General features: G+C 39.5%; 20 protein-coding genes. 7 read left to right on the forward strand and 13 right to left on the reverse strand.

Annotated elements, in window-relative coordinates; translation table 11 throughout:
• Positions 1-178: 178 nt before the first annotated feature.
• Complete coding sequence (locus N2257_01945) at positions 179-625, reverse strand: hypothetical protein (GenBank protein MCX7793158.1); 447 nt, start codon at positions 623-625, stop codon at positions 179-181.
• A 27-nt stretch (positions 626-652) separates the two neighbouring features.
• Complete coding sequence (locus tag N2257_01950; GenBank protein MCX7793159.1) at positions 653-1,552, reverse strand: hypothetical protein; 900 nt, start codon at positions 1,550-1,552, stop codon at positions 653-655.
• 163 nt (positions 1,553-1,715) lie between these two features.
• Between N2257_01950 and argB the strand changes: the two genes are divergently transcribed.
• Complete coding sequence (argB, locus tag N2257_01955; protein ID MCX7793160.1) at positions 1,716-2,594, forward strand: acetylglutamate kinase; 879 nt, start codon at positions 1,716-1,718, stop codon at positions 2,592-2,594.
• Position 2,595: 1 nt separating this feature from the next.
• Positions 2,596-3,387 carry a monofunctional biosynthetic peptidoglycan transglycosylase gene (mtgA, locus tag N2257_01960; protein ID MCX7793161.1) on the forward strand — a complete coding sequence of 264 codons (792 nt, stop codon included), beginning with the start codon at positions 2,596-2,598 and terminating at the stop codon, positions 3,385-3,387.
• 1 nt (position 3,388) lies between these two features.
• Here the strand turns inward: mtgA and N2257_01965 are convergent, their stop codons facing one another.
• A complete protein-coding gene (locus N2257_01965) occupies positions 3,389-4,306 on the reverse strand; it encodes a branched-chain amino acid transaminase (protein MCX7793162.1) in 918 nt (305 codons plus the stop codon).
• 9 nt (positions 4,307-4,315) lie between these two features.
• Positions 4,316-5,476, reverse strand: coding sequence for an acyl-CoA dehydrogenase family protein (locus N2257_01970; protein ID MCX7793163.1), 1,161 nt, complete (start codon positions 5,474-5,476; stop codon positions 4,316-4,318).
• Positions 5,477-5,865: 389 nt separating this feature from the next.
• Between N2257_01970 and N2257_01975 the strand changes: the two genes are divergently transcribed.
• Positions 5,866-6,453, forward strand: coding sequence for a hypothetical protein (locus tag N2257_01975; protein MCX7793164.1), 588 nt, complete (start codon positions 5,866-5,868; stop codon positions 6,451-6,453).
• Here N2257_01975 and N2257_01980 read toward each other — a convergent pair.
• Positions 6,439-8,964: an AMP-binding protein gene (locus tag N2257_01980; protein ID MCX7793165.1), complete on the reverse strand. Its 2,526-nt coding sequence runs from the start codon at positions 8,962-8,964 to the stop codon at positions 6,439-6,441. The two genes, N2257_01975 and N2257_01980, sit on opposite strands and share 15 nt — an antisense overlap.
• Before the next feature lie 22 nt (positions 8,965-8,986).
• Entirely contained in the window at positions 8,987-10,420 is a 1,434-nt protein-coding gene (locus tag N2257_01985; protein MCX7793166.1) for a sensor histidine kinase, read from the reverse strand.
• 145 nt (positions 10,421-10,565) lie between these two features.
• Here N2257_01985 and N2257_01990 point away from each other — a divergent pair, with 145 nt between their 5' ends.
• From N2257_01990 to N2257_02000, 3 genes are all read left to right on the forward strand, one after another.
• Positions 10,566-11,822: a cytochrome c3 family protein gene (locus N2257_01990; GenBank protein MCX7793167.1), complete on the forward strand. Its 1,257-nt coding sequence runs from the start codon at positions 10,566-10,568 to the stop codon at positions 11,820-11,822.
• Positions 11,819-12,097, forward strand: coding sequence for a PilZ domain-containing protein (locus tag N2257_01995; protein ID MCX7793168.1), 279 nt, complete (start codon positions 11,819-11,821; stop codon positions 12,095-12,097). The genes N2257_01990 and N2257_01995 overlap by 4 nt, the downstream gene beginning before the upstream one ends.
• 65 nt (positions 12,098-12,162) lie before the next feature.
• A complete protein-coding gene (locus tag N2257_02000; protein MCX7793169.1) occupies positions 12,163-13,551 on the forward strand; it encodes a sigma-54 dependent transcriptional regulator in 1,389 nt (462 codons plus the stop codon).
• Between the two features lie 4 nt (positions 13,552-13,555).
• On the opposite strand, the gene N2257_02005 is transcribed toward N2257_02000, so the two are convergent.
• The 7 genes from N2257_02005 to N2257_02035 all read right to left on the reverse strand — a co-directional run bounded on the left by N2257_02005 (position 13,556) and on the right by N2257_02035 (position 21,829).
• Positions 13,556-15,304, reverse strand: a complete 1,749-nt coding sequence (locus tag N2257_02005) for a hypothetical protein (protein MCX7793170.1) — start codon at positions 15,302-15,304, stop codon at positions 13,556-13,558.
• Positions 15,301-16,278, reverse strand: coding sequence for a 6-bladed beta-propeller (locus tag N2257_02010; protein ID MCX7793171.1), 978 nt, complete (start codon positions 16,276-16,278; stop codon positions 15,301-15,303). Before N2257_02010 ends, N2257_02005 begins: the two co-directional genes overlap by 4 nt.
• Positions 16,275-17,189, reverse strand: coding sequence for a peptidyl-prolyl cis-trans isomerase (locus N2257_02015; protein MCX7793172.1), 915 nt, complete (start codon positions 17,187-17,189; stop codon positions 16,275-16,277). The genes N2257_02010 and N2257_02015 overlap by 4 nt, the downstream gene beginning before the upstream one ends.
• Before the next feature lie 8 nt (positions 17,190-17,197).
• Positions 17,198-19,171, reverse strand: a complete 1,974-nt coding sequence (locus N2257_02020; protein MCX7793173.1) for a hypothetical protein — start codon at positions 19,169-19,171, stop codon at positions 17,198-17,200.
• 71 nt (positions 19,172-19,242) lie between these two features.
• Positions 19,243-19,749, reverse strand: coding sequence for a cytochrome c3 family protein (locus N2257_02025; GenBank protein MCX7793174.1), 507 nt, complete (start codon positions 19,747-19,749; stop codon positions 19,243-19,245).
• Between the two features lie 39 nt (positions 19,750-19,788).
• The gene (locus tag N2257_02030; GenBank protein ID MCX7793175.1) at positions 19,789-20,943 is read right to left on the reverse strand and encodes a hypothetical protein; all 1,155 of its coding nucleotides are present in this window, start codon (positions 20,941-20,943) and stop codon (positions 19,789-19,791) included.
• Positions 20,944-21,040: 97 nt separating this feature from the next.
• Positions 21,041-21,829: a cytochrome c3 family protein gene (locus N2257_02035; GenBank protein MCX7793176.1), complete on the reverse strand. Its 789-nt coding sequence runs from the start codon at positions 21,827-21,829 to the stop codon at positions 21,041-21,043.
• 527 nt (positions 21,830-22,356) lie between these two features.
• Here N2257_02035 and N2257_02040 point away from each other — a divergent pair.
• A complete protein-coding gene (locus N2257_02040) occupies positions 22,357-22,752 on the forward strand; it encodes a hypothetical protein (protein ID MCX7793177.1) in 396 nt (131 codons plus the stop codon).
• Positions 22,753-22,765 lie beyond the last annotated feature (13 nt).

Genomic DNA, 22,765 nt, shown 5'->3' on the forward strand with positions numbered 1-22,765 from the left:
GATTACATAAAGTAGGCAAAAAAGTACATAATCTTGCACAACCTAAGACAACAGAAATCTATAATATGCCACCTACTATCTAAGAATGTGTAATAAAATAGGAAGGAAAATCTAAAGCAAAGTATTTTAAAAGTACTGCACAAAATAATTAGCACTTAAAGTAATACTGCCACTTAAATTAGGCTGCCCAGACCTTCCCCTCAAGCCTCTGAATCCTTATAAGTACATCATCAATAAGTTCTTTCTGAGAAAGGGCCCTGTTAAGATCACCCCTTATGTGCGATACCTCTATATATAGCTCATCTATCCTCTTGTTCATCTCATCTATCCTCTTGTTTGTATCATCTATCCTCTGAGTATTAAGCATTATCTCTGACTTAAGCTCTGCCCTTAACTCATCTATCCTCTTGTTCGTATCATCTAATGACCTCCTCAGGTCTCTTAAGTCAGACTCTATATTCGTCATCCTTGACTCTAAACCAGCCATCCTTGACTCTAAAGAGCTAATTGCAAGGGCAAATCCAGAAAGCTGCCCTGTTACTGTAGACTTAAAATCCCTGAACTCCTCCCTTAGCTCACCAAGAATTATATCCCTAACCTTCTCTGCTACCACTTCCCATTCCATAAAACCTCCTGTTTTTATGCATTAAACTCAAATTCTTGAATATCTCATCTCAAACTCAAAGCTCTTCATTGCCCTTATTTCAGGATGCTTCTCCTTTAGATATTTCTCAACCTCAGGTGAATAATAATAACCTGTTATAAAAGAATAAACAGGAGCATTAAGATATCTTTTAACTCTGCTTAAAACCTCAGAAAACCTCATAATGTCCTTCTTGCTCGGTCTTGACTTACATTCTCCTATCATATAGACCTTTTCTCCATTCTTTCTTCCCTCTACGTATATATTTAGCTCATCATACCTGCCATCAGGATAAACCAGATTCCTTCTATCTACAAGTGTAACCTCTATGCCATACTCCTTTTTTGCAAAATCAGGTATGTAAGGCATTATCTTATCCTCTAAACCATAACCTACTGTATCAGAAAGGCCAGCAACTATCTCCCTTGTTCTCTCATGCTCCTTGATAAGTTTTCTTAATTCTTCCTCCGTCCTCTTCTGGGCTTCTGCTAGCTCAGCAACTACCTGCTCAAGCCTGGTAAGCCTCTTCTCGCTCTCCTTCTGCGCCTCTGCTAGCTCCTCTACCCTCTGCTCTGTCCTCTTCTGGGCTTCTGCTAACTCAGCAACTACCTGCTCAAGCCTGGTAAGTCTCTTCTCGCTCTCCTTATGTGCTTCTGCAAGCTCAGCAACTACCTGCTCAAGCCTGGTAAGCCTCTTCTCGCTCTCCTTCTGCGCCTCTGCTAGCTCCTCTACCCTCTGCTCTGTCCTCTTCTGGGCTTCTGCTAGCTCTTTTACTATTGACTTAAGTTCTTCAAAATCAGACCTTTTTACAGTCTCTGCTATCTCCTCCTTAAAAAACTCAAAGGCCTTAAGAAGTGGAAGCTTTATTTCCACAGGAAGCTGCTCTATTGCTTCAAGATACTTTAACATAAAAAATTATAACATATGTTAAAGTAAAAACATTTAAAATCATTTAACACAAATTAAACTTATAGGATATTGAGTCTGTTTACATTTTTTCACTGTAGCATCTGTTGACAGCTAAGCTATTCACGGGCTAAAATCCAAATCTAATGAACTTCGGGAGGTCAGGATGAAAAAACTTGCTGAAAAGGCAGCTGTTCTAATAGAGGCATTGCCTTATATAAGAAATTTCTATGGAAAGACCTTTGTAATAAAATATGGTGGTGCTGCCCAGACTGAAGAAGCGCTCAAGGAAAGCTTTGCTCAGGATATTGTGCTTTTGAATTTTATAGGGATTCATACTGTTGTTGTCCATGGAGGAGGTCCGAAGATATCAAAGACCATGGAGCAGATGGGGAAAAAGCCCCTCTTCATACAGGGTCAGAGGATAACAGACAGGGAGACAATGGATATTGTGGAGATGGTGCTTGCAGGAATAATAAATAAAGAGATCGTAAATCTCATAAACAGTCACGGTGGTAAGGCTGTTGGTTTAAGTGGAAAGGATGGTGGCCTTATTAAGGCAAGAAAGAAATTGATTAAAAAGATATCTCCTGAGACACAGACAGAGGAGATCATAGATCCAGGACTTGTTGGAGATGTGGAGGAGGTTGATCCATCCATACTCCACACACTTAAGGAAAAAAACTTTATACCTGTCATAGCACCTGTAGGATATGACAGTAAGGGAAACACACTAAATATTAATGCTGATTATGTGGCTGCTGCTATTGCAGGAGCACTGAGGGCTGAAAAACTAATACTCATGACCGATGTTGAGGGAATTCTGGATGAAGATGGTCATCTCATTTCATCCATAAAGGCGTCGAAGGCTGAAAAACTTATTGACAAAGTAATAAAGGGCGGTATGATACCAAAGGTCCAGGCCTGTATCAGTGCCCTCAGGCAGGGATGTTCAAAGACCTATATTGTTGATGGAAGGATTGAGCATGCCCTGCTTCTTGAGATTTTCACCAGGGAAGGTCTCGGTACAGAGATAGTTCTTTGAGATGTCCTTAGGAAAAAGGTTTTTTAAATATCTTCTGATCTTCTTTTTCTCAGGGCTTATCTTTTTATTTATTGCCTATCTCTTTACAATACCCTCCACTGCATGGCTAAAACATAAAAATCCTGAACTTACCTCACTTATGAATTACAGGCTGAAAAAAGCCTCTCCAGGATACCATATCAGAAAAAAATGGGTTCCTCTCTCTGAGATTTCACCCTATCTTATAAAGGCAGTCCTGATTGCTGAGGATGACAGATTTTATATGCATGAGGGATTTGATATTGAAGGTATAAAAGAAGCAATAAGAAAGGACATAAAAAAAGGAAAGTTTGTTGCAGGTGGAAGCACCATAACACAGCAGCTTGCAAAAAATCTCTTCCTCACACCGGAAAGGACCATCACAAGAAAGATGAAAGAAGCAATAATTGCATGGAAACTTGAAAGAACCCTTTCCAAGAAAAGGATCTTAGAACTTTACCTTAATGTGGTTGAATGGGGTCCTGGTGTTTTTGGAGCTGAAGCAGCTGCCAATTATTATTTTGGAAAGAGTTCAAGAGAGCTCACACCAGAGGAGGCGGCAAGGCTTGCTGTAGTTCTTCCCAATCCTATTAGATACAATCCCCTGAGTGGCTCAAGGTATGTAGAAAACAGGGCAGCCTTTGTACTTGAGATCATGAGAAAGAGGGGCATTATCCCTCCTGAGTACGGGCTTGAAAAGGGCTCCTCTGATACCGAGGAACAGAATCTAATGGATCATCCTCAAGAAGAGAAGATTCAAGAAATAAGGGAATAATTTATTTTACGAAGGTCAGCCAGTCTCTATATTTTCTGTTCTTACCCTTTACTGTATCAAAAAAGATAGTCTGCAATTTTTTTGTTATTTCACCTGGTCTGCCTGTTCCGATTATCCGTCCATCCACCTCTATTATTGGTGTAACCTCAGCTGCTGTTCCTGTAAAAAAAGCCTCATCAGCTGTATAAACCTCATCCCTTGTAAATCTCTGTTCGCTGAAAGAGATGCCTTCATCCTTTGCAATTGTTATAATACTATCTCTTGTAATGCCCTCAAGAATTGAGGTCAGGGGAGTTGTCTTCAATATCCCCTTTCTCACTATGAATATATTCTCTCCGCTTCCCTCGGAGACATAACCATCGGCATCAAGCAGAAGGGCCTCATCATAGCCATGAGAGATTGCCTCACGCTTTGCAAGCTGGGAGTTCACATAGTATCCACTAACCTTTGCCCTTGCCATAAAGGAATTTACATGTCCGCGGATAAAAGAGGATATCTTTACCCTTATACCCCTGTTCAATCCCTCTTCTCCAAGATAGGAACCCCAGGGCCATACTGCAATTGCAAGATTCACAGGATTACCCTTTGGAAAAAGGCCCATGGCACCGTATCCCAGATAGACAATTGGTCTTATATAACATTCTGTCATTCTGTTTTCTCTAACAGTCTCTATTACTGCTTTTTTGATATCTTCCTTGGAATAAGGTATCTGGAGCATGAATATAGAGGCTGATTTGACCAGTCGATCTATATGCTCATCAAGCCTGAATATGGCAGGACCTTCTACTGTCTCATAGCACCTTATACCCTCAAATATTGCAAGACCATAATGAAGGCTGTGGGTAAGTACATGAACCTTTGCCTCATCCCATGGAACGAGCCTTCCATCCATCCATATCTTTTCAGTCTTGTTTATCATACCTGGCTCCTAAGATTTTTTCTTTAATGACTCTTTTATGAGCTCCTGACCTATTACATTTCTCTGGATCTGGTTTGTTCCCTCGTAGATCTGGAGTATCTTTGCATCACGCATCATCTTTTCTACAGGATATTCCCTCATATATCCGTAACCACCCAGTATCTGTACAGCATTTGTCGTGACCCTCATTGCCATGTCTGTTGCAAATAATTTTGCCATTGCCGATTCCTTTGAAAAATCCTTTGCTCCACTATCCATATATCTTGCAACAGAATAGACCAGTGCCCTTGCTGCCTCTATCTCTGTAGCCATATCAGCAAGCATATGCTGTATAGCCTGAAAACTTATTATTGGATGACCAAACTGATGCCTCTTTCTCGCATAATCAAGGGCAACCTCAAAAGCTCCCTGAGCTACACCAACTCCCTGAGCTCCCACTCCAACCCTTGAATGGTCAAGGGTCTTCATGGCTACAATAAATCCCATTCCTTCCCTGCCAAGGAGATTCTCCTTTGGAACTTTACAGTTTTCAAATATGAGCTCCCTTGTGGCAGATGCCCTTATGCCCATCTTTTTTTCTTTTTTTCCGAAGGAAAATCCCGGTGTACCCTTCTCCACTATAAAGGCTGATGCTCCTCTTGCACCCTTTTTTTTGTCAGTGATTGCTATGACCGTGTATATCTCTGCCTCACCACCATTTGTTATCCATTGTTTTGTGCCATTAAGGATGTAATAGTCACCTTCTTTCTTTGCTGTAGTCTCAATACCTCCTGCATCACTTCCGGCATTTGCCTCTGTAAGGGCAAAGGCAACAAGCCTTTTACCACTTGCAATATCAGGAAGGTATTTTCTTTTTTGCTCTTCATTACCGAATAATATTATGGGATATGTTCCCAGTGCATTGGCAGCATATGTGGTCGATACACCAAGGCACGCCCTCGAAAGCTCCTCAACTGCTATACAGAGCTCAAGGGCACCTTTACCTAAACCTTCATACTCTTCAGGTATAAATATCCTTAAAAGGTCAGCCTGGGCTATGGCCTTCATTATATCCCAGGGAAACTCTTCTTTCTCATCAAGTTCCTCTCTAACAGGAACAACCTTTTCCTCTGCTATCTTTCTTGCAATCTCCTTTATCATTAGCTGTTCTTCTGTAAGAAAATAATCCATCTCTTCCTCCCTTTCTAAAACAGGTAAATAAGGATAAATTATAGGTCTCTATTTTCTCAAAGTATACAAGCCTTTGTCAAGGAAAGTGGTTATCCCCTGATCCGCCGAAAGAAATCTATGATAATCTTATTAAAAGGACAGGTGTGCCGAAAAGCGAAACCTTATACTGAACGCAGAAAAAATATGGCCCTTTATTAACCACATCACAAAACTCATCTTAATGGTGAATCTATTATCAAGTTAATAATAAATTCTTTCGCTATGTAAAGACCTTGAGTCATGCCTGCCCCTTTTCTATAGGCAATTAGGGGTTATCAGCTCAATAAAAATGAATTTTTTTCCTGATTTGGTGTAAAATGTCTTAAAAATATTTTTACAGGAGGAGTCAAATGGAAAAGTATCTTTTTATGAAAACTCTTGCTGATATGCTCGAAAGAGAGGATTTTCTTAAAAAGGTCTTCAGTATCTATCTGAAGGCTGTAGCTGTATTTGCTTTGCTTGCAGGTCTTGTAGGATTTGTTATTGGATGGAGAGAGGTCTTCAAGATGCAGACGTCCGGAATAATAGGAGGCACGATATTTCAGTTACTCTTTGCAGTGGCCGTTTATGCAGGAGTCCATGCCCTCTTAATCGGTTCACAGAAGATAAGAGACTTAAAAGCTTATGATTCACTCTATACGAATATAGGCCATGAAATAATAAAGACTTTTGCAAACGCCTATTCCGCCTTTGCCATTATTATGGCTATCGCTGGAGGCATATTCATATGGTTTGCAGGTCCAGGAGTAATAAATGCAAATCCACTTTTCAAGACCGTAACTTACTATTATCCTTTTTCCGGTCTTAAGGGAGAGACCTTCATCCAGGGTCTTACTTTCATGGTGAGGGGCATAGCCTATACATTTTTAATATTTCTTGGACTTCAAATAATCGCAGAACTTCTTAAAGCATTCACAGGATCTTCAAAGGGAAGATAGAGTGCTTTTAAGTTTAAGCATCCGTTCTCTTAATTTATCCCGGAGGAATTCTGCATCAGAAGCTCCTCCGGGAGGCATTAGTGGTCTGTCTATAATTATATCTATTCTGCTTAATCTGGGTATCTTCCTTCCTCTTGGGAGACTTTTGAATGTCCCTTCAATAATTACAGGAACAACAGGTACCTGCTCCTCGATGCTCAAGATTGCAAATCCGGTCTTAAATTCCCTTAGTTCTCCGTCAAAGGACCTTCCTCCTTCAGGAAATATGCACAGGCATTTGCCTCTTTTAAGTATCTCTTTTGAATAGGCCATTGCACTTAGGATATCACTGTCTGAGCTAATGGATATAACATTTATGAGCTCGGCAAGGAACTTAGAAGGAAAATATTTCTTGAGTCCCTGAAAATATAAATCTTTTGAGACCCTGTATGGAAGTGAAGCGAAAAGCACAAAACCATCAAGATAACTTGTGTGATTGGGTGTAATAATAAAAGGTGGAGCTGGAAGATTATCTATTCCCTGAACCCTGAGTCTGAATAATAGCCTGAACACAATCCTTAATAAAATATGGGCTATTCTTAATATGACCCGATTGATTAATCTAAAGATTGCTCCTCTCCGTTTTCCGGGGATGAATCTTGCAGGGGGAAGTGTCTGTAATCTCTCAATGTCCCTTATAACATCATCAAGGATATGCCATCTCGCTACAATATCATCTGTAAGGTTTATGGAAAACTTTTTTTCAATAGCTGCTGCAAGCTCAAGTCTCTTTAGGGAATCCAGCCCCAGGTCAAGCTCAAGATGGTCTGTAAGATAGACATTATCAATTGATGGCACAAGGGTTTTAAGGACCTTAAGAACAGCTTTACCTGTAGCTGTCTCAAGACCGGGATCAGGTTTTCTCTCCAGTATAGATTTCTTCTCTATTGTCTCCCTTATAAGAAACCTTTTGAATTTACCGAGTCTTGTCTTTGGAAGGGCTTCATTATGAAGCCTGAATCCTTTAAGCCTCATATAAGAAGGTAATTTCCCTGAAAGAGAATCAATCTCCCATTTTAGACTGGAATTTATATTCACTATACCTTTATTTCTTGCATAATCAAGATCAGGAACAATCACTGCTTCCATTGTATCCAGAATACATATCTCTTTTATAAGGGGGATTGCCTTTCTGTATCTTTCCTCTATATCTTCAGGATAAATGGTCTTTCCCGAAGGAAGAATTATCACATCCTTTTTTCTTCCTGTAATGTAAAGATAACCATCTTTATCAATATATCCGAGGTCTCCTGTGAGAAACCATCCCTCCTGAATGGACTGACTGGTAAGCTCCTCATTTTTATAATAACCCTTCATAACCAATGGACCTTTTATAGCTATCTCTCCTGTGCCTGTTTCATCAGGATTAATAATTTTAAGTTCTACTCCGTCAAGTGGTTTTCCTGCAGAACCCGGTTTTCTTCTTTTAACAGGATTAAATGTAGCAACAGGTGAAGTCTCTGTAAGACCGTAACCTTCAATAACTGTAAAACCAAAAGCCTCAAGGTCCATCATCACATCTGGGTCAAGCCTTGCACCTCCGGAGGCAAAAAATCTTAACTGAAAACCAGTTTTTATATGAAGAAAGAAGAACAGCAACCTGCCGATATTTAGATCATATTTTCTTCTTAAAAAAGAACTCAGTCTTTTTACCACAAACAGTGGTATCCTTAAAAAGATTGGAAGTCTCTTTAAACGCTCAAGTATCCTTATTCTCATTAGTTCAAGGACCTGCGGTACAGCAATAACAGAAGTTATTTTCCTTTCTTTTATTGTTTTTAAAACCTCAGGACCTCTCAGATAGGGTGAAAAGCTAATAGTTGCACCCAGACAGAATGGAACAAGGAAATTACACACAAAAGGATAGGTGTGATGAAGTGGTAGAATACAGAGAACATTCTCATCACTACTGATAATACCTGTCTTTTTACCTGCCTCTATTTCAAAGCTGAAATTTCTGTGGGTGAGCATCACTGCCTTGGGTCTACCTGTTGTACCTGAGGTATAGATTATAGAGGCTATTGTATCCTCTGAAGGCTCATAAAATTCAATTTTATCGAATATTAGTAATTCTTCAACTTTTTCAATATTAAAACCATTGTATTCCTTCACCACTGGGGCTGTCTTTTCTGAATAAAGAACAAACTTTACTTCAGAATCCTTTATAACAAGCTCCACACCCTCCCTGTCTGACTCTACATCAAGCGGAACAGCTATGGCACCCCGCAGGATAATTGCTATGTAAGCAATGCACCAGTAAACCGAATTCTCTGCATAAAGAAGAACCCTGTCCTGATGTGATACAACTTTATTTAGATAAACAGCGAGTCTCGTGCTCAGGTCCTTTATATCTTCATAAGTAAAAGAGCGCCAGATATATCTTTCCCCAGTGGCAGGCCGCACAGGCTGAAAAAAGGCAATCCTCTTATTGAATCTCTCAAAGGAAAGAAGGAAATGATCCTTAAGGGTCATAAAAGATTATATCACATAGAGGTCAGAGTTTGAAGATAATCTTTATCCTTGCACCCCGTTCTGACTCAATCTTCATACATCCATTCAGGTCTTCTCTTACAATGTCCGAGACTATTCTCAATCCTAGATTGGCATCTCTTTCTAAATCAAAATCAGCAGGAAATCCGATTCCATTATCGGAGAACTCAAGATTTACCATACCGTCCTGCATATCTGTTATTTTTACATTGATTCTTCCAAATAGTCTTTCTCTAAAACCATGTTTTATACTGTTTGTTACAAGTTCATTAACAATTATTGCTATATTTGTTGCCTTTCTTGAATCAAGTGATACAGATGATGAGCCTGTTATTGCGAAATTAAGAAATTTATTTTCTATATTTGAAAGCTGAAGCCCTGATTCCACAATCTTCTCACAGAGTTCTGCTAGATTTACAGTTGAGCTATCCTCCTTTGAAAGAAGCTGATGAACATAGGCTATACTTCTTACCCTCATGAGATTATCAATCATAAGTTCCTTTGTTGAAGGGTCATGACACTGCTGAAGCTGAAGAAGGAAGAGCCCTGAGAGTATCTGGAGGTTATTCTTGATCCTGTGATGAGCATCCCTGCAGATATTCATAATACGTCTGTTCTTCTTTTCCATTATTGTATAAAGATGGCTGTTTTCCACTGCAACAGATATGATCCTGGCAATGTTTGTCAGAAGGGATACCTCTTCAATGGATAAATAATGTATCCTGTCAAGCATCATGCAAACAATTCCTGTAAGCTGGTTCTTGGTTAAGAGTCCGAGACCTATCTTGGTGCTCGGACCCGACACAGCAGAAAGGGTAACACAGTCCTCTGTCTCTATGAGTTCAGGTCTCTTAAGAGAACCTCTTGGTAAATAATCAATCTGTCTGTAACATTTTAATCCTGAATCACTGTAATAGGTATGATAAACAGCTATGGGAGGTTTATGTAAAAAAAGCTCCTTGCATATATGAGTGCCAACTGTTAATTCCTTTTCAACAAATTCATGTTCTTCTCCTGCAACTGCCTCAAAGCTTAGCACCGTGTCAAGCAGAACAGGACATTCAAAGCATACTGTCATCTTTTCTTCAAAATTTTTGGTAGAGCTGTTATCGGGTTTACACTGTGTACCTGGTATTGACCAGCATCTCTGATCATCGTTGCAATAGGCAGGGCAGGTAACCTTTCCGCATTCCACATATTCCCAGCATTTCTTAAGTCTCTCTGGATTCAATGACCAGAATACCACAGTCTTTGCATTGAGAATGGGTTTTATAATCTCCAGTATACTGGTGATAAGGGCTTTTGATCTTGGATAGGCTATAATAGCATCCGATATAGCAAACAGTGCCTCGAGAGCCTTTTCCTGAGATTCAACAATTGATCTTAACCTTTCTATCTCTTTCAGTTCATTCTCACCTATGGACAATTGATAATCCATACTAAATTAATTTTATCAAAATATAAAAGAAAAATAAAACATTTTTAAAAAAGGGTAATTTGCCCCTGAAGATGGGTAAAATAACCCATTTTAAAGAAATTTTTCACCTGCAAATGATGGCCTATATTTTGCTATTATAGAAAATATGAGAATAATATCACTGGTTTTATTCCTGATACACCTCTTAAGTTCAGTATCTTCTTCAGAAGATTCCTGTACAGCCAGATGCCATCAGCCCATGCTCAAGGGAAAGAATATCCATCCACCGGCTTATTCCTGTGAAAGCTGTCATTTACTCCTTGGAGACAGGCATCCGGTAAAGAATAAAAAAACCTTTAGTCTTATATCAGAGGTACCATTGCTTTGCTGGACATGCCATCAGGAACCAAAACCTTTATCTTCAACCCATCCACCCTTTAAACAGGGACTCTGTACAGGCTGTCATAATCCCCATGAATCCGAGCACAGTGGTCTCCTGAAGGAATCTCCTGAAAAGGTATGCCTGTCCTGTCATGAAGACAAACATAAAGGAAATTTTCTTCATGGACCATCTGCCGCTGGAGACTGTTTTTACTGTCATGGTGCCCATCAATCAGAAAAAAAATTTCTTTTAAAAAATAAGGAGCCAGACCTCTGTCTTGACTGCCATTATGATATCTCAATAGAACTTAAAAAACCCTCTATACATCCAGCCATTAATTCCGGTTGCTCCTCCTGCCATAATCCCCATGCCTCTAACTATAGAAAATTTCTTATCAATCAGGGCGACAGACTCTGTTTCTCCTGTCATCCATTGATTGAAGAAAAAATAAGCAGATCAAAATCAGTTCACAGACCTATTAAGACTGATAAAGCCTGTGCATCCTGCCATTTACCTCACTCAAGCTCGGGCACAAAACTCATGGAAAAGTCTGGTATGGATGCCTGCCTTGAGTGCCATAAGAAATTCATAGATATAAAAAGAGACAGGTATCTTCACGGGCCTATTAATAATGGAGATTGCTCTTCCTGTCATGACAGTCATGGAAGCCAGTATAGAAAACTTCTTGTAATGGATTTTCCAGAAGAGTTATATGTGCCTTATAACGAAAAAGCCTATGCGCTGTGCTTTTCCTGTCATAACAGAGATCTGCTCAGATACCCGGACACAAGTTTTGCCACAGGATTCAGGGATGGAAACAGGAACCTACACTATCTTCATGTCAATAAAAAGGACAAGGGCAGAAGCTGCAGGTTCTGCCATACAATCCATGGAGGTACCCTTCCAAAATTAATTGCAGAAAAAGTAAGATTCGGAAACTGGGACCTTCCAGTTGGTTTCACTAAAACCGAAACAGGTGGAACCTGCGCACCTGGCTGTCACAGAAAATATACATACGATAGAAAAACCAGAGCAAGATGAGTATTCCTGAAAGAAAATCCAGAAGGAAAAAGATTTTTCAGGAGATATCCATAAATATACCTGGGGAAGCCAGCAGTAATTTCAAAGGCGTACTATTAGATATAAGTGAAGAAGGGCTGGGGCTTTCAACAGAATATCCCCTGAAGCCAGGACAGCTAATAGAGATAATAATGCAGGAAGGTATTGTTACAGGCACTGTCATGTGGACTTTTAAAAGGAATGGTCTTTTCAGGGCAGGGATCTACAGGAATAGTATAAGAAAGAAATCTATTTGAATAACCAAATTTATTAATGTAATATATTTATGAAACATGTAAACTTTTTAAATCGGGGTCAAAACATGATGACTGCAATAAACAGTCCTGAGGCTTCAGGCTTCAGAAAGAAAGCCCTTGTTGTGGATGATGAATCCATAATAAGACTTTCACTGAAAAAATTTCTTGAGGATGAGGGATTTATCTCCCTTACTTCAAGCACAGGTATGGATGCCCTTAAAAAGATTGAAGAGGACCATCCAGATTTAGTAATCCTTGATATCCAGCTTCCTGACTCAAATGGATTAAACCTCCTTAAAACAATTAAGGAGATGAATCCATCAATAACAGTGATCATGATAACAGGGCATGCAGATGTGAAAGGTGCTGTTGAGGCAATGAAGATTGGCGCCCTTGATTATCTTGAAAAACCAATAGATTTCAAAAATCTCAAAGAAACCCTTTCAAGATTAAGGTTTGATGTTCAAGAACATGCTACCGAAGCAGAAGGTTTGATTACCTTAAATCCAAGGATGAAGGAGATTTACAGGGTAGCAGAAAGGCTCGCCACAAAGTCAGATGTAACAATACTTGTTCTCGGTGAAAGCGGAACCGGTAAAAATTTTCTTTGCAAAAAACTCCATGATATAAGTCCTAGAAGGAACATGCCTTTTGTAGAGGTAAGCTGTTCAAACATACCCGAACATCTAATAGAAAGTGAGCTTTTTGGATACGAAAAAGGTGCCTTTACTGATGCAAAGAACCTGAAAAAGGGTCTTGTTGAAATAGCCCATGGAGGAACCATATTCCTTGATGAAATAGGTGACATGCCCTATCCTATGCAGTCAAAACTTCTCACTCTTATTGAAGAAAAAAGATTCAGAAGGATCGGGGGTCTGCAGTTCCTAAGAACAGATGTAAGGATACTTGCTGCAACCAATAAAAACCTGCAGCAGCTGGTACATGAAGGAAAATTCAGGCTTGACCTTTATTACAGATTAAATGTGGCTACTGTGGAACTGCTACCTCTTAGAGAAAGAAAGGAAGATATTCCACTACTGGCAAACAATTTCTTAAAACATTACACCGAAAAATACAGTACCGGTAAGAAAACCTTCACAGAGCAAACAATTGAGGCAATGCAGAGATACAGCTGGCCAGGAAATATAAGGGAATTAAAAAATCTTGTAGAAAAGCTTGTCATACTTTCAAAATCTTATGAGATTGGAATCCATGACCTGCCAGAATATTTTTTAAAAAATGAGACAACATGTCCATCAGAGGAATTAAAAACTTTTGAAAGAAGTTTCGCTAACCTCTCGCTTAGGGACATAGAAATAGAATGTATAAGAAAAGCCCTCCAAATTGCCAGAGGAAATCAAAAAAAGGCTGCTGAACTGCTCAATATAAGCAGGGATACACTCCGCTACCGCTTAAAAAAACTAGGTATCAGGGCTTCAGAATACAAAAGGTGAATAATCATGGATATCTGGAATTTGACTCATTATGGAGCCTTCCGTGACAGTTCAGAACACAGGATCCTGAAAAGCTTCCATAGTCAATAAACTTTGGATACAGATTTCCCTCGGCAGGCTGAACAATCCTTGTATCAAAATTTATAAGATGGGTGTGGTCACCAGATTCAGGTGATAGCTCAACACCATGGGGATCATGACAGGCTGCGCATGATATAGCATTAAAAAGATGACCGCTATGACCTCCTCTTCCCGAAATATTTCTCTGAAAACTCTCATCCCTTAAAATACTATCCCTGTTATGACATCTATAGCAAAGGGCATAATTATTATAGGACTCAGGAATTCCATCATCAGTCTCGTACCTCTCAGCAAGTATGGGTCTGAACCGCGATCCATGAACACCCCTTGCACCACTTCCTCCTACATCAGGACTGTCATCAGCCTGATGGCAGTCACTGCATCTGATAATGCTTGAGTATGTGAGGTCAGGTCTAAGGCTGCTGGGGATACTGGGTACAGCAGGATTTTTACCAGCTTCAATCACGGGGTGGTAGGATGGGTTTGATGGACTGAACTCTATCCTTGTATTAACAGTATTTACTACCCTTGGCACAAAAGGAATTGAACCGCTTGAATCACCGTGACATTTAAAACATAATTCATATTCATAAGTGACCTCCCTTACAGGGCCACCATTTCTGTCAATACCTTTTACACCGAGAAGCCTTCCTCCCGCATAGGGTGGGAGAGCATTACCATCATTTACGGTATGAGGATTATGGCAATCAACACATTCCACATGTCCCCAAAGGGGAATCTCTTCTTCTGGCTTATGATAGGATGCAGTTATTCCTGTTGTTGTATCTTCAACAGGGTGTCTTGATATTCTTTGAAACTGAGAATAGACATCCTTTTGAGCTACATTTCCATTATGACATTTATAACAATTTCTTTCCTCCTCCTGATGATAAAGCAATCTCTCTCTTCCTTGTGCCCCATGAGGTGTATGACAGTTTTCACATCCATTTTCAGATACTGTAAGCCATCCAAAATCCGTTCCTCTTCCAGTAAAGGGCCAGGGATTAGGTTCAGCGCCATTCCAGACTGAAACAGAGGTCTTGTGGCTAGATGATTCCCAGCGATTTTTCATGTGGCATTTAAGGCACAACCCTGAATACCTGTTATCAACAGCAAGAAACTTTCCATATTGATTATTATGGGGATCATGACAGGTGGAACAATGTATATTATACTGGAAGCCATAAAAGGTAAGGTCCCGGGGTGGCATGGGCACTATCTCGGGATTTGAAATCGAATCAAAATAGGAAAAAGAAACAGGATGGTCATCAGAAAGGTCAGTGCCTATATAGGACCTTCTATCGAGTGTGATCCTACCAGCAACCTCTATTCCACCCATTGGTCTCAGGACCATCCCCACAGCAACTATGCCATCATGACAGCTAAGACAGAGTCTTGAAGGACCTTCAGGTTGTGCTGGAGACGCCCTGAGGGTTGAGCTCGCGTAAATATCATAATTCAGAGGTTCAAGTTCTCTGTTCCATAATGGAGTGAGGGGTTTTGCATTGTGAGGTGTATGACAGAACACACATATCCTTGTCTCTGAAAGTGCCTTTATCTCGCCAGGACCTGTAACTGATAGATTGTGTTTTGTTCCGACAATACCGGTTGAAGCCTGAAGAGAGGATACCGTAACGAATGCAATAATCAACTCGATGACTATTTTTTTCATCTCTCCCTCTTCAGTTTGAATACCTGAATCCTCTGGTTATAGGTATCACATATATAAATATTCTCTGAAGTATCAATAAATATACAGGAAGGTAGCCAGAACTCAGCCTCACCCTTTCCCCTGGCACCCAGGGTGAGGAGAAATTCCCCTTTTTCATTGAAAAGCTGAACATTATCAAAAAGGGCATCAACCACATAGATTATCCCGTCCCTGTCAGCTCCCACTCCCTTGGGCATGGCAAAGTCTCCAGAACCATTTCCATGGTGACCGAAGAGATTTATAAGTGAACCGTCCTTTCTGAAAATCTGTATTCTGAAATTCATTGCATCAGTAACATACAGTCTGTCAGAAAGAGCTATATAAGTCGGAAAATTGAATTTCCCCGGCTCCTCTCCCCTTCCACCAAAGTGAAAAAGAGGCTTACCATCATGATAAACTGCACTCACAACATTTCTTAAAGTATCAACAACATAAAGGATTCCGGTCTCTCTGTCACAAACAAGCCCTGTAGGTTTGCTGAAACCATCTATAAATCCTCCATATCTACCTTCACTATCATATATAAAAACCTTTCCACGTAGAGAATCACTTACATAAAGTCTGTTACTTTCATCAAAGGCAACACCAGCAGGTGAAAGAAGTTCACCGGAATCTATTTTGAAGAGGGTAATATATCTGCCATCCTCGGGTATAAAAAGATGAACACATCCGCAACCACCATCAGCTATAGCAATCCTTCCATCACTTCCTTTTGCAAATGCCAGGGGTTTAATAAGCCTCACTTCCGTTCTACCAGTAAAAAAAGAACGTAGGATATAATTTTTTTCCTTAAAACCATAAATCATTCCACCATAAACAATCTTACCGGACTGGTGGTACCATGAATGAGTCTTGGAAGAATCCTCATGAAGAATGGACCATGAAGATGCACAGGCTGAAATGAAAAATATAATTAAAACAGGCAGCAGCTTCATCTCTCTAAAACCTTCAATCTTTCTTCGTATATCTTTATCTCAGCACCTTTTTTTAATTCTTCTTTCCATTCTAACTCCCTCTTTTTCAATGCATTGGGGAAAAGCCTGTTTTCAAGATACACCCTCATCTCCTCAAGAGATGGGTACCTCTCCCCAGAATAATCAACAAGTTTGATAATATGCAAACCGTCAGTGGACTTAATCAATCCCGATAATTCTCCTGGTTTTAGCTTTTTTGCCTCTTCATAAAGTTCCTTGTGTTTCTCCCTGTTGAGCCTTATCTGGTTTATTATGAATGTTCCATCCTGAACAAGCCTCCAAGGATCACCATTATATTCATTTTTTATTTTTGTAAGGAGTAATTCTGCTTTTTTTTCCATATCATCAGTATCTTTCAGAAATCTCAAATCAACAACTATAACCTTCTCTGGAAGTTTAAATTTCCCTTTCTCCTTCTCATAGTCAGCCTTTATATCATCCTCAGTAATCACGACTTTTTTTATAACCTCCTCAACATAAAGCATCTCCAGAAGAAGTTTTCTTTCAATTAATGAATAAAGTGATTCCTCTGATAAACCCTCTTTTTTAAGATAATCCGAGAATCCTCTTTCTCCAAGTCCTATTTTCAGTTCCATAATTGCATTTTTAACATTTTTTTCATCAACTGTCATGCCAAGCTTTTTTGCTCTCTGAAAGGCTAGCTCTTCTATGATAATATTCTCAAGTATTTCTCTTACAGAGTCAACTGACGATGAGCCGACCTTTTGAGACAACAAATTCAGAAAATTAGAAAGATATACGGGATTTCCGTTTATCTCAGCAACGACGGCCTCTGGAAGCCTCTCCTCTGCAGAAATAGTATGAGCTAACAGAAGAACAATTATTAAACCCATAATAAAAAATCTAATCATCCTGCCTCCTAAAAAAGTTTTCTTTTTATATTTATATAAAACAGTTCAGAAAATCTTCTTGTATCCATATTATCTGAATGGGTCCTGCTCCACTGAAGATTTAGACCACCTGTAAGCTCAAGCATGCCTGACCTGAATGAAAGAGAAGAAGAAAGTAAATAGGCATCAGCATCGGAAAGAGAGTCCCTTCTTGTATACTTTGCCCCGCCATTCAACCAGAGGTTCCTGTAAAACTTTCTTCTTATATCAATAGCTGCTCCCTTTGTTGTCTCCTTGTAATCTCTTCTGGTCATGTAACCTTTCTGATACCAGGTCTCTGAATAGAATATCTTTGATAGGATGTTAAAATTAGGATTTAGGTCTATTCCATATCTGAATTCTGCTCTGAAGGACTCTGAGGGATTTATGTTTGAATCAACATTCTGATACTGCAGAAAAATATTATAAGGCTTCCGTGAAATAATCAAGCCGACAGTATCTATCTCTGTATCAGGAAGTCTTCCCTCATAGAAACCGGACCTAAGGTATGTTTTCAGACTGTTATGGCTGTAATAGGGAGATAGAAGATTATTGAATAAATCAAGTCGCAGGTTATAACCATGGGTATCTGTTTTTAATTCAACATCCCTGGCCTCTGTTCTATAGGATACAAAGAATTGGTAGGTTGTTATTGACGGATCTGTGCTCCATGCTCCTGGAGGTAGGTCAAGGATTCTGATTCTTGTAATATCCCCTATCTCTATGACCTCGTAATGAATTACCGGCGTGAGCAGGTAAAGCATCCTGTTATCAGGATTCTCGACATAGACTTCTATAGATTGTATAAGGACATTTCTTTCATTCAGATCAAATTCATCATTACCTATGATACCCGGCTGTGCAGAATGGGGTTCTTTAATTATGCTCATTTCTCCCTTTCTATCATGAAGGGATGTTCCCAAGTTAAAACCCGCAGTAAATCTACCACCCCTTATAGACTTTGTATAATTTGTTGAAAAAAAGTGAGAGGTTGTCTTGATCTCGCTCTGAATAGTTCTTAGAAGATTATCCTCAAAAGACATTGATGACAGGTAATTGAACCGGTAAGTGGTGCTCAAACTTGCAAATAACTGATGGGAAAGGCTGAAAAGGCCACTATTTACCTCACGCTCTCTTTTAATCCTCTTATCAGCGGTACTTTCATCTTTTGTATAACTGAATGATAGACCTGATGAAAAATTAAAGGGTAACCTCAGTAACAGTCTCTCAGACCAGTTGAAAGAATCAATATCCTGTTTAAGCAGGTCTCTGTGTGTTGAATGGTCAAAGGATAAAGATGAATTAAGATTAAAGAATCCAAGATTTATACCATTACCTAACTGATAAAGTTCTCTTGAATCTGAACCAGGGGATTCACTCTTTAAAAAAGAACCTGTAAATGAAAGGCTCCTTCCACCTTTGAATTCCTTAAAGTACCTCATGCTATTACTGAATAGTCTTGTATCATATCTTATATCTTCCTGATGGGTGGAAACCTGAGAGTAGAGCATATTAAGAAAATAAGGTTTTTTTTCATATTTGAATTTCCCACCTTCAATGGTAATCACAGCAGGTGATATCCTCATGAGACCCTGCCTTGAAAGCGGTTCTTTTCTGATAAAGAAGAGCTCAAGATTATAAGGATGTTCAGGAAGAATAAAGTTCCTCCATTCGTATTCAAATGATGAAGAAGTCCACCAGGATGCCTTACGATTCTCTGTCCTGAAATCCTCATGCTTCAGACCCGCAGATGTCTTTAAATAGATCGTAATAAATCTTGGATGGTATACATAGCCTCTCAGGATAAGATTAATTTTTTCCTTGAGAAAAACATCCTGCCTCATGAAACCACTTTCATCTGTTCTATTCTCATCCCTGGTAAAGGAGAAATTTATCTCAAGCTCACCCTCTGCATCGTAAAGCCTGGGCGTAAAATCAAGGGCATGGACAGGGCCAATATCCATTAATAAAAGGAACATCATTATTAAAAATAAATTCATTTCTAAAAAATCTCGTCTCCATAAATTCTGTAAAATTAATTCTTTAAAATAAATCTATCATTCCCTGAATGGGCATCATGACAGTCAAGACATCTGAGGTCTGAATACATATGAACGTCATTCTTGAGGATATCGTTTTTATCATGGCAGTACAGACAGAATTCTCTGGGTTCTGATACAAGCATATAGGCATAGCCTGAACTATGAGGCAGATGACAGACCCTGCATCCACCTGCAGCGATTGGACCGTGAATCCATCTATTTTCAATATTCATATCATGACAGTAAAGACATAATTTTTCAGCAGGCATTATTAATTCATTCGTATCCCTTTTATGACAGCCATAACACATCTTTGCAGCATAGGGACCATGCTCTGTAGGTCTGCCCAGCAGCTTTTTTTCTGTAGAATCACCGTCCTTTTCTTTTTTTGCAGTTGGCTCAGGCTCTGTTATTTTTGGCGGGGGTACACCATCAAAGAAGAAAGAGAGTATCCTGTATCTCTTCACTGGGTCAGAGCATCCAGAGATGAACGCTACCATCAGATATATCATCATGAGTCTTTTCATGAGTTAACTGATTCAGTCCGATTTTTCACCCTCCGGTAAACTCTGTCTTTCAAAGACCTGCTGTTTCTTTCTTACCTCCTCCAGAAGTTCCTGATCTGTGCGATACCTCACACCTTTTTGTTTGCCAAAGGCATATACATTCACCATCCTGTCACCGAACTGACTTGTAACTATTATAATGTATTCAATTTCAAAATCAGGTGCAGCATACTGTCTGAAATAATCTATATGTTTATAATCAATCACTACCTCTGCAGGAAGGATGAGCCTTCCTGGTCTTGTCCCTCCACCACCAAAGAACATGAGAAGAAATCCATCCTTATTAAATATCTGGACATTAAAGAATGCAGCATCAACAACATATATCCTGCCTTCTTTATCAACAGCAACACCTCTGGGTCTTGCAAAATGTCCGAGATTAACACCGAGCCTTCCTACTGTTCCCTTAAAATGACCATCCCTGTCAAATTTTACAATCTGGAACCTTCCTGCATCGCTTACATAAAGAATACCTTCTCTGTCAAAGACAAGATTTGTTGGTCTGTCAAGCCATTCAGATATATCACCCTTTCTACCAAAGGTTCTGTTGAGTTCACCAGTGAGTTTATCAAATACCTTTATCTCACCGTTCTTTATATCAGCTACATATACTTCATCGCCAAAGGCAACGGCATCAACTGGTTTCCAGTCTCCTATAATGCCGAAGGATTTTACATAAAAATCATTTCTATCAAACACAACAACCTGTTTTCTAACGGGGTCAGATACATATTTATTCCCCTCTTCATCTATGCTTATATTAACAGGTTGCATGAGCTTTCCCTGACCTATTGCACCCTTAAGGTATTCATATCTTTTATTTCTTAAATCAAAGACAATAACACCTGCATTAGTATCACATACATAGATCTTTCCATCGTATATAGCTACTCCATAGGGTTTATCAAGCCTCCTTATATCCTCCTTTTCGCCTGTTATGAATTTTTCAAAACTGGATTTTGGAGGTTCAACATCCTTTGCACCTGTAAAGGACATGAGAAATTGAATTCTTGGAGGATCGGGCGGTTCAGGAAAAAATACAGCAGGTTCTTTTATCTCCTTTTGGGGTGCAGCGCAAGCAGATATGATAATTATTAGAAACAGGAGCCCTGATTTTAACGTTGGCATTATTAATTTAAAAATTTATTATTATATTCTAAACACTGAAATTATAGCATTTAATTAAAAAAGAAGGGAAGGGGAAACCCTTCCCTTCTAATTGAGTTTAAGGTGTCTTCTGTCCTTTTGCGTGGCAGGAAAGACAGAGATTGCTGTTAGAGTCGCTCACGTATAGCAATTTCTCACCGCTATTTCCAGTGTTATGAACTGCGTGGCAGGTTGAGCATTCCATCTTTCCATTCCAGAGATAGTTGCTAACAGGCACTGTGCCGAAGGTTGCTGTTGCAGAGTCATAGATTTCAGGATCTTCAGCAGCAACACTGTCATAGTCAAAACCGATTGGATGATGGTTGAGGAGATAGCCATCTTTACCAATTTTATACTGATCTGCAATAACGCTTCCTCCTGAACTCCTTGATCTTGAATCCTGTGGCGCATGACCATACTCATTAACTGCAACAGTTCCATCATGGCAGCTTAAGCAGAGAAGTGATACAGAGCCCACTCTGTCAAAATAATCAACGGACTGTGGAGCCTTTGATCCTGCGATGGGTTTATCAGGTCCTGGATCATAGGGTGCGAAGACCTGAGTGGTGACAGCATGGTTCCATAACGGAAGATAGGTATAGTCAGCAGGTGCCTCAGGACCTGTACCTGCTCCGGCTGCTGTGCTTAACTTATATGCATGGTGAGGTGCATGACACCAAACACAGATTCTGTTCAGATAATCAGCTGGTTGAGCAGGATAATTTCCGCCTGGCTGACCCTGCCTTAAATCATGGGGTGTGCCATTTATACCTGTACCAGGTGTATAGTTTCCAGTAAAAGCCATTGCTACAGCACATACGAGAATAACCACTAGTAGGCTGAACAAAGGTATTAAAGACCTTTTCATCTGAAAACCTCCTTACTAAACTGAACTGCTCAATGAGCAGCCGAAACCCTTTCCTGACAGGCACATATTATTTAGCAATTCATGTGCCAGACACAAAAATAATGAATTTTAAGCAAAATATCCTTTAAACCTCTCTTCACTTTCTCATCAGTGGTGAAATAACCCATATTAAATGGGTGAAATTCTAACTTAATTGAGTTTAGTCATAAATTTGATTGGGTGATAGAAATTACGCCATCTTTAGAGATAGAAACTGGATGAAAAGAATTGCCTGCGAGCCTGTAAGTCTTTTTATTAATTCTCACATTCCTGACTATAAAATTTTACAAAAATAGGGTGAAATCACCCATGCTGGTCAGATTAAGATAATTATAATATTTTAAAAAAGAATAAAAAATTAGGAAATTTATCCTGGCATGCTTATTGCTTAAACAAATGATGAGCCCTTAATCTGACAGGCTTGGAGGTGAAATTCAAATTTTAACTTAAAAATTTCCTTATTCAAGAAACCTTAAAAGGAGGAACGCATGAAGTTAGTTTGCTGGTTAATAAGCCTGATAGTTCTATCAGGGACAATATTTGGGGCATCGGAGGGAATGGCTGCCCATCCTGATGTAGCTTTAAGGGATGCAGATGGAAACCTTATTCAACCAGGTTCCAATATACCCTATTCTCCAAAGCAGACCTGTGGAACTAGCCAGTGCCATGATACCATAGCCTCAAGATACGGGCTGAATAACATCTATGAGCACGGAGTGCTTTATGCACAGAAGGATCACGGTTCAGGTTCACCATCATACACAAATCCCTACAGTGTGCTCTATCCAGAACATGGAATAACATCCGGCTTTCACTTCCAGCAGGGAAGGGATGTTCCATGGGGAGATACAGAGAACATATTACGGTGTCCCGTCATTCACTAACTCACCAGGAATG

Source organism: Thermodesulfovibrionales bacterium (assembly GCA_026417875.1).
Taxonomy (GTDB): domain Bacteria; phylum Nitrospirota; class Thermodesulfovibrionia; order Thermodesulfovibrionales; family CALJEL01; genus CALJEL01.

Excerpts from the sequence above, each read along its gene's own strand:
- N2257_01945 (MCX7793158.1), bottom strand. The coding sequence starts at position 625 with ATGGAATGGGAAGTGGTAGCAGAGAAGGTTAGGGATATAATTCTTGGT.
- N2257_01950 (MCX7793159.1), bottom strand. The coding sequence starts at position 1,552 with ATGTTAAAGTATCTTGAAGCAATAGAGCAGCTTCCTGTGGAAATAAAG.
- argB (MCX7793160.1), top strand. The coding sequence starts at position 1,716 with ATGAAAAAACTTGCTGAAAAGGCAGCTGTTCTAATAGAGGCATTGCCT.
- mtgA (MCX7793161.1), top strand. The coding sequence starts at position 2,596 with ATGTCCTTAGGAAAAAGGTTTTTTAAATATCTTCTGATCTTCTTTTTC.
- N2257_01965 (MCX7793162.1), bottom strand. The coding sequence starts at position 4,306 with ATGATAAACAAGACTGAAAAGATATGGATGGATGGAAGGCTCGTTCCA.
- N2257_01970 (MCX7793163.1), bottom strand. The coding sequence starts at position 5,476 with ATGGATTATTTTCTTACAGAAGAACAGCTAATGATAAAGGAGATTGCA.
- N2257_01975 (MCX7793164.1), top strand. The coding sequence starts at position 5,866 with ATGGAAAAGTATCTTTTTATGAAAACTCTTGCTGATATGCTCGAAAGA.
- N2257_01980 (MCX7793165.1), bottom strand. The coding sequence starts at position 8,964 with ATGACCCTTAAGGATCATTTCCTTCTTTCCTTTGAGAGATTCAATAAG.
- N2257_01985 (MCX7793166.1), bottom strand. The coding sequence starts at position 10,420 with ATGGATTATCAATTGTCCATAGGTGAGAATGAACTGAAAGAGATAGAA.
- N2257_01990 (MCX7793167.1), top strand. The coding sequence starts at position 10,566 with ATGAGAATAATATCACTGGTTTTATTCCTGATACACCTCTTAAGTTCA.
- N2257_01995 (MCX7793168.1), top strand. The coding sequence starts at position 11,819 with ATGAGTATTCCTGAAAGAAAATCCAGAAGGAAAAAGATTTTTCAGGAG.
- N2257_02000 (MCX7793169.1), top strand. The coding sequence starts at position 12,163 with ATGATGACTGCAATAAACAGTCCTGAGGCTTCAGGCTTCAGAAAGAAA.
- N2257_02005 (MCX7793170.1), bottom strand. The coding sequence starts at position 15,304 with ATGAAAAAAATAGTCATCGAGTTGATTATTGCATTCGTTACGGTATCC.
- N2257_02010 (MCX7793171.1), bottom strand. The coding sequence starts at position 16,278 with ATGAAGCTGCTGCCTGTTTTAATTATATTTTTCATTTCAGCCTGTGCA.
- N2257_02015 (MCX7793172.1), bottom strand. The coding sequence starts at position 17,189 with ATGATTAGATTTTTTATTATGGGTTTAATAATTGTTCTTCTGTTAGCT.
- N2257_02020 (MCX7793173.1), bottom strand. The coding sequence starts at position 19,171 with ATGGATATTGGCCCTGTCCATGCCCTTGATTTTACGCCCAGGCTTTAC.
- N2257_02025 (MCX7793174.1), bottom strand. The coding sequence starts at position 19,749 with ATGGTAGCGTTCATCTCTGGATGCTCTGACCCAGTGAAGAGATACAGG.
- N2257_02030 (MCX7793175.1), bottom strand. The coding sequence starts at position 20,943 with ATGCCAACGTTAAAATCAGGGCTCCTGTTTCTAATAATTATCATATCT.
- N2257_02035 (MCX7793176.1), bottom strand. The coding sequence starts at position 21,829 with ATGAAAAGGTCTTTAATACCTTTGTTCAGCCTACTAGTGGTTATTCTC.
- N2257_02040 (MCX7793177.1), top strand. The coding sequence starts at position 22,357 with ATGAAGTTAGTTTGCTGGTTAATAAGCCTGATAGTTCTATCAGGGACA.